8 protein-coding genes are annotated in these 6,108 nt (G+C 69.3%); all 8 read right to left on the bottom strand.

Annotated features, from left to right (window positions below):
- Positions 1 to 265 precede the first annotated feature (265 nt).
- A complete protein-coding gene (locus MK177_06630) occupies positions 266 to 949 on the bottom strand; it encodes a DivIVA domain-containing protein (GenBank protein ID MCH2426994.1) in 684 nt (227 codons plus the stop codon).
- A gap of 77 nt (positions 950 to 1,026) precedes the next feature.
- Positions 1,027 to 1,281, bottom strand: a complete 255-nt coding sequence (locus tag MK177_06625; protein MCH2426993.1) for a YggT family protein — start codon at positions 1,279 to 1,281, stop codon at positions 1,027 to 1,029.
- A gap of 3 nt (positions 1,282 to 1,284) precedes the next feature.
- Positions 1,285 to 1,776, bottom strand: a complete 492-nt coding sequence (locus MK177_06620; protein MCH2426992.1) for a cell division protein SepF — start codon at positions 1,774 to 1,776, stop codon at positions 1,285 to 1,287.
- Positions 1,777 to 1,878: 102 nt separating this feature from the next.
- Positions 1,879 to 2,547: an alanine racemase gene (locus MK177_06615; protein ID MCH2426991.1), complete on the bottom strand. Its 669-nt coding sequence runs from the start codon at positions 2,545 to 2,547 to the stop codon at positions 1,879 to 1,881.
- Complete coding sequence (locus MK177_06610) at positions 2,547 to 3,236, bottom strand: polyphenol oxidase family protein (GenBank protein MCH2426990.1); 690 nt, start codon at positions 3,234 to 3,236, stop codon at positions 2,547 to 2,549. The genes MK177_06615 and MK177_06610 overlap by 1 nt, the downstream gene beginning before the upstream one ends.
- Before the next feature lie 6 nt (positions 3,237 to 3,242).
- Positions 3,243 to 4,313 carry a cell division protein FtsZ gene (ftsZ, locus tag MK177_06605; protein ID MCH2426989.1) on the bottom strand — a complete coding sequence of 357 codons (1,071 nt, stop codon included), beginning with the start codon at positions 4,311 to 4,313 and terminating at the stop codon, positions 3,243 to 3,245.
- Between the two features lie 137 nt (positions 4,314 to 4,450).
- The gene (locus MK177_06600) at positions 4,451 to 5,194 is read right to left on the bottom strand and encodes an FtsQ-type POTRA domain-containing protein (GenBank protein MCH2426988.1); all 744 of its coding nucleotides are present in this window, start codon (positions 5,192 to 5,194) and stop codon (positions 4,451 to 4,453) included.
- Positions 5,191 to 6,108: a UDP-N-acetylmuramate dehydrogenase gene (gene murB / locus MK177_06595; protein MCH2426987.1), complete on the bottom strand. Its 918-nt coding sequence runs from the start codon at positions 6,106 to 6,108 to the stop codon at positions 5,191 to 5,193. The genes MK177_06600 and murB overlap by 4 nt, the downstream gene beginning before the upstream one ends.

The following is a 6,108-nucleotide window of genomic DNA, read 5'->3' as shown; positions in this document are numbered from 1 at the left end:
CCAGCACCCTCCGCCGCTCCAGCTTTTTTGTTTTTAGGATCCGGCGTGGCTTGAGTTTTCTTGTTTGCTGGAGCCTTCTTGGCTGCGGGAGCCTTGCTGGCAGGAGCCTTCTTGGCTGCGGGAGCCTTCCTGCTCACCCTGGTCTTCTCAGCCATCGCCTCTCCTCCCGGAGTCCGCCTGCTCAACGGTCTTGGACCGGAACAGAAGCCGGTGGGCCGAGGAGCGTACCGGTGGATCCGAGCATCCGGTGGGATCGTGCGGGTGGTCAGGACCCGTCGTCGGCGAAGAAGGCGTCCAGGTCTTCCTCACGGCCGCCCACGCCACCCGGCAGGAGTGGGACCGGCCGAAGGCGAGTGACTGCCCGGGTCGGAGGGGTTGCCTGGCCGACGGTGGATTGCGGTGGCCGGGCTGGAGGATCGGTAGCGGCCGGTTCGGGTTCGCTCACCACGGGTGGACGCTCCTCGATGTCATCCAGGATGGAGCGCAGGTCCCCGACGGCCCGCAGCAGGCGGTCCCGGTGGGCCGCCACGTGTTGTGCCGTCACCTCTATGCCCTCACCCAGCAGGTCCCGATCCGCCTGCAGGGAGGCGATCTCGTCCAGCATCCGGCTGCGGCCGGCCTCGATTGCAGTTCGGATCTCGGCGTCGGCCGCCGCACGGAGGTCAGCCGCCTCGGCGCGGGCCTCGGCGACGATCCCAGCCGATTCTGCAACAGCCGTTGCGATGCCGGCCTCGGCCTCGGCCCGGGCGGTACGGGCGGCGTCCAACTCGTCGGCCAACTGCTGTTCGGCCAGCTCGACCCGCTCGTCGGCCCGTCGTAGCGACGTCCTCAGTTGGTCGATCTCACGCCGGGCCCGATCCAGGAGAGCGTCCACCTCGACCTGGTCGTAGCCCCGCATCCTGGTGCCGAACTGCACCTCGTCGAGGTCGTGCAGAATGTGCTCGTCCATCGCCTGAGACTACCGCCGGTGACCGCCCCGCTCCGTGCACCTCAGTACGCCGCCCGGCACCTCCAGGGACCGCCGGATCAGCTGCAGAGAATGCCCCTCAGCACCGTGAGGGCGAAGAAGGCCACGATCGGCGAGAGGTCCAGGGCCATGGCCCCCATGCGCACCGGAGGCAGGAGCCGGCGCAACGGCACGAGAACCGGATCGGTCACCATGTAGAGGAACCCGGCGACCGTCTCCGCCGGGCCGTTCGGCGAAATGGGAAACCAGCTCATGACGACACGCACCACCAGCAGCAGGACGTAGAGCTGGATGAGCGAACAGACGATGGTCACAGGTCAGTCGGTGAGGCGCCGACGATCCTCCGCCGACACCTCGACGTCCGATGGAGTCATCAGGTACACCTGATGCGTGATCCGTTCCATCTGGCCCACGCCGCCGTAGCAGACGCCGCTGGCGAAGTCGATGATCCGTCGGGAGAGGTCAGCATCGACGCCCTGCAGGTTCACGATCACCGGCTGCTTGGCGATGAACCGGTCGGCCATCTCCTGTACGTCGTTGAAGGACGATGGTGAGACGGTCGTGGGCTTGGCCGTCACCGCCGGCTGCAACGGACGGACCGTCCCCGTCGGCTCGGCGGGAAGGGTACGCACCGTCCTGGAACTGGGCGCCCTGGTGTGCAGCGGGCTGACGGTGCCTCCGGTTTCCGCAGCGGCACGGGCCTCGGCGAACTCGGTCGAGGAGAGCGGTCCGCGGAGCGTCGGCTCATCGCCGTAGTCGTCGTAGGCCTCGTCCGGGCCGAGGCCCAACCACATCATGATCTTCTTCATCTGCACCTGCTCATCCGGCGCCGTCGGTCGACCATCGAGTTGAGGACATTACCGATCGTACCGGGCCAACCCCGACCGATGAGTACACCGGGGACCCGCCCCTCAGGAGTCCTGGCATACCACCCGGTCGCCGAACAGCGCACGACCGATGCGGACCATCGTCGAGCCGTGGTCGATGGCCATCTCCAGGTCGTCCGACATTCCCATGGACCGCTCCTCGAGCCCCAGGTCGTCGGCCAGCCGGGCCACCGTCCGAAACGCCCGCCCGGTTTCGTCGCCGTCTCCGGGCGCTCCGACCGTCATGAGCCCCGCAACCTCAAGGCCAGCGGCGACGGCGCCGGCTGCCAGGGACTCGACCTCGTCCGGTGGGCATCCTCCCCTGCCGGGCATCCCGAGGCAGTCGACCTGCAGGAGGATCCGATCACCGGGTGACCGCCGGGCCACCTCGGCCACCAGGGCCGGTCGGTCGACCGTCTGCCAGAGGGCCACGACTCCGGCCAGGCCACGAACCTTGTTGCGCTGGACGCCGCCGATCATGTGCCAGGCGATCGGGAGGCCGGCGAGCGCCTCGTGCTTGGCGAGGAGTTCCTGTGCGTAGTTCTCGCCCACCGCCACATGGCCGGCAGCGAGAACGGCCTCGACAGCCTCGGGGCCGAAGGCCTTGGTCACCGGCAGGAGCCGTGTCCGACCTCCGCTGAGCCTCAGCAGTCGCTCGTCCATGGCCAGGATCCGGTCGACGACCGCCGCCCGGTCAAGCGAGGTGCCGGTCATCAGCCTGCCGGTTCGATCCAGGCCACCATGGCCTGGCGTCGTGACGTGCCGGTGGCCCGGAACGACCAGTACCGCTCGTCGCACGAGGTGCAGCTTCCGTCCACCACGGCAAGCGGGATGCCCAACGCGGCCAGCACGTGTCCCACCCCTGCGGCGAGGTCGAGCGCCGGCCCGGCGTCGGTCGTCCGTGCCCGGGCCGTCGGACCCAGGCGCTCGACCACGTCGTCGAGGTCTCGGTCGCCGAACCCGTAGCAGCAGGCTCCGATATGGGGGCCGACCACCGCCTCGGTGGGACCGTCGGAGACGGTGGCAAGGACCTCGGCCGTCCGTTCCAGGACCCCGTTCCGCAGGCCCCGCCACCCCGCGTGGGCGATTGCCAAGCCGTCCGCCCCCAGGAGGGCCACCGGTACGCAGTCGGCCACCTGGACGGCGATCGGGGCACCGTTGGCCGTCGTCACCGCGGCATCGGCGGTGCTACCAGCCGCGCCTCCCGGTTCGAGTGCCTCGACCACGACCGTGCCGTGAACCTGGTGGAGCCACGTCCAGGGACCCGGGACGAGGCCCTGTCGACGATGGGCGAGGATGTCCTCCGGGCCGCCGACGGCCATATCGCCGTCGGCGGCCTCGGACATGACAACCCGGGCCGTCCGGCCCGACGGGAGACTCCGTCGGGCCAGTTCCCTGGCCATCGACCCCTACTTGAGGAAGCTCGGAACGTCGAGGTCGTCGCCGCCCTCGGCGAACACGTCGGTGATGGAGTCGTCGCCCGTCAGCGGGCGGATCGGTGCGGACGCCGGACGGTCACCGTCCCAGCGATCGAACCCGGCGGCGATGACCGTCACCCTGACGTCTGCACCCATCTCGTCGTCGACCACCGCCCCGAAGATGATGTTTGCGTCCGGGTGGGCGACGCCATGGACCACGCCGGCCGCCTCGTTCACCTCGAAGAGGCCGAGGTCCCTTGGACCGGAGATGTTCAGGAGGATGCCCCGTGCTCCCTCGATGGAGGACTCCAGCAGGGCGTTGGAGATGGCCTTGCGCGCGGCGTTCAGCGCCCGGCCCTCGCCTGTGGCCTGTCCCACTCCCATCAGCGCCGATCCGGCGCCCTCCATCACGGACTTCACGTCGGCGAAGTCGGTGTTGATGAGGCCGGGTGTGGTGATCAGCGTGGTGATTCCCTGAACTCCCTGGAGGAGAATCTCGTCCGCCGTCTCGAAGGCACTCAGGAGGGCCGTCTTCTCGTCGGAGACGTCCAGGAGTCGATCGTTGGGCACGACGATCTGGGTGTCGACCACGTCCTTGAGCTGCACGATGCCCTGCTCGGCCTGGATGGAGCGACGCCTGCCCTCGAAGCTGAAGGGGCGGGTCACGACCCCTATGGTCAGGGCCCCCGTGGCCTTTGCGACCTCGGCGACGATCGGGGCACCTCCGGTTCCGGTGCCGCCGCCCTCGCCGGCCGTGATGAAGACCATGTCGGCGCCCTCCAGCACCTCCTCGAACTCGGCACGGTGGGCCTCTGCCGCCTGGCGACCGATCTCCGGATCACTGCCCGCTCCAAGGCCCCGGGTGATATCCCGTCCGATGTCCAACTTGACATCGGCATCGCTCATGAGGAGCGCCTGCGCATCGGTGTTGACGGCGATGAACTCGACACCCTTCAAGCCGGCGTCGATCATCCGGTTGACGGCGTTCACGCCGCCGCCGCCGACGCCGACGACCTTGATCACTGCCAGATAGTTCTGCGGGTTACCCACCATCGGTGCCATCTCGATCCCTTGGTCGCATGGTCCGGGCCTATCCCGCACCCTAAAGTAGAGCTTGAGGGTTATTTCTCCTCAACCCCGATCAGTGGTCAGGAGACTACGAGGGGTGGTCGTAGATCGTCAACCCGGCGCCCGGGCGATCAGGAGCACCGGTACTCGTCGCGGAGCACCACCGGATTGGCGTGGACCGAGACGTCGATCGACACGATGCACGACAACTCCACCCGGGCCAGCACCGTGGCCAGGGACCGCAGCTCGTCCCGGTAGTCGTCACCTAGTCCCAACTCGGCATCCACCCCTCCGACCAGCTCGGCCCTGATGCCATTGCCTGTCGGGACCAGGGCGACGATCCACGCCCCCAGGTCGGGGGGCACCGCTGACGCCGCATCCAGCAGCGGGTCGATCCCCGTCATGCGGGTACCCGGAACGCCCAGGTGGTCCACCCTCACGGTAGGCAGGCCGGCTTCCGTCGCCCGAACCTCGAGGATCGTCCCCGCACGGTCCAGCAGCCCCCGGCGTCCCTCCAGGTCGACCGCATTGACGATCGCCTTGCGCTCCACGATCCAGATCCGGACCGTTCCGGGCCAGTCGCGCTCGACGACCACCTCGGCTACCCAGGCCAGGGAGGCCACCCGGCGTGCCACCGCGTCCGGCGACACGGAGGACAGGGGGGATCCCGCTCTGATCCCGGACACCGCCACGACCAGCGCCGGGTCGAGGTGGTCGCCCGCGATGTCGACGAGCACCTCGTCCACGTCCAGCAGCTCGGTCCGGGTCGACGCATAGGCCCCGGCGAGGAGCACGACACAGGCCAAAAGGGTCCACACCCACCAGAGCCGACGGGCTCCGGATGCCGCCGCCTCGACGTCGGCGTCGGAGGTCATTCCTCGAACCCGACCATCACCGTCTCGGGGACCAGTCGGACTCCATGGACCTCGGCGACCCGGCGTACCACCTCGTCCATGAGGCTCCTCACGTCGTCGGCCGAACCCCCCTCGTCCGCCTGGATGAAGTTGGCGTGACGCTCCGAGACGACCGCCGAGCCGAGTCGACGGCCCCTCAGGCCGGCCGCATCGATCAGGCGGCCGGCCGAGTCTCCCGCTGGGTTGGTGAACACGGAGCCTGAGTTCTGGCCGCCCGGTTGGTTCTCCCTCCGCCATCTCACGATTCCAGCCAGCCGCTCCTCGCCGACGACACGCTCGCCCACCGTGAGGCGCAGCTCCGCCGAGGTCACGACCTCCGACGCACCGATGTCCGACGACCGGTATCCGAGCGCCAGCCCGTCGGCCGGACGCACCCTTACCACCCCGGTGGCCAGGTCGAGCGTGGTCGCCGTAACTAGGACCGAGGACATGTCGGAACCGTGTCCGCCCGCGTTCATCCGTACCGCTCCGCCAATCGAGCCGGGCACCCCTACAGCCCACTCGAAGCCGGCGAGGCCGTCCGCCACGGTCCTCCTCGCCAGGACCGGGAGGCTGGTCGCCCCGCCGGCCGTCACCGACGTCCCGGAGACGTCGACCGACTCGAATCCCGTGCCCAGCTGGACGGCGAGGCCGGCAAAGCCCCGGTCCGCCACCAGCAGGTTCGAACCCCGCCCCACCACCAGGACCTCCACCCCGACGGTCGCCGCGGCCCCGGCGACCGCCTCCAACTCGCCCTCGTCTGCCGGGCGGACGAAGCCAGCGGCCGGACCGCCCACCCGGTAGGTCGTGAGGGCTCCGATCGGATGGTCCCGACGCATGCCGCCGGAGAGGCCAGCTTCGACCAGCGCCGCCTGCAGTGCCGACAACCCGTCCAC

Source organism: Acidimicrobiales bacterium (assembly GCA_022452145.1).
GTDB lineage: Bacteria > Actinomycetota > Acidimicrobiia > Acidimicrobiales > MedAcidi-G1 > UBA9410.
The sequence above is the reverse complement of the archived record's forward strand: the minus strand, read 5'-3'. Positions and strand labels throughout refer to the sequence as shown.

Excerpts from the sequence above, each read along its gene's own strand:
- MK177_06630 (MCH2426994.1), bottom strand. The coding sequence starts at position 949 with ATGGACGAGCACATTCTGCACGACCTCGACGAGGTGCAGTTCGGCACC.
- MK177_06610 (MCH2426990.1), bottom strand. The coding sequence starts at position 3,236 with ATGGCCAGGGAACTGGCCCGACGGAGTCTCCCGTCGGGCCGGACGGCC.
- MK177_06620 (MCH2426992.1), bottom strand. The coding sequence starts at position 1,776 with ATGAAGAAGATCATGATGTGGTTGGGCCTCGGCCCGGACGAGGCCTAC.
- MK177_06615 (MCH2426991.1), bottom strand. The coding sequence starts at position 2,547 with ATGACCGGCACCTCGCTTGACCGGGCGGCGGTCGTCGACCGGATCCTG.
- ftsZ (MCH2426989.1), bottom strand. The coding sequence starts at position 4,313 with ATGGCACCGATGGTGGGTAACCCGCAGAACTATCTGGCAGTGATCAAG.
- MK177_06600 (MCH2426988.1), bottom strand. The coding sequence starts at position 5,194 with ATGACCTCCGACGCCGACGTCGAGGCGGCGGCATCCGGAGCCCGTCGG.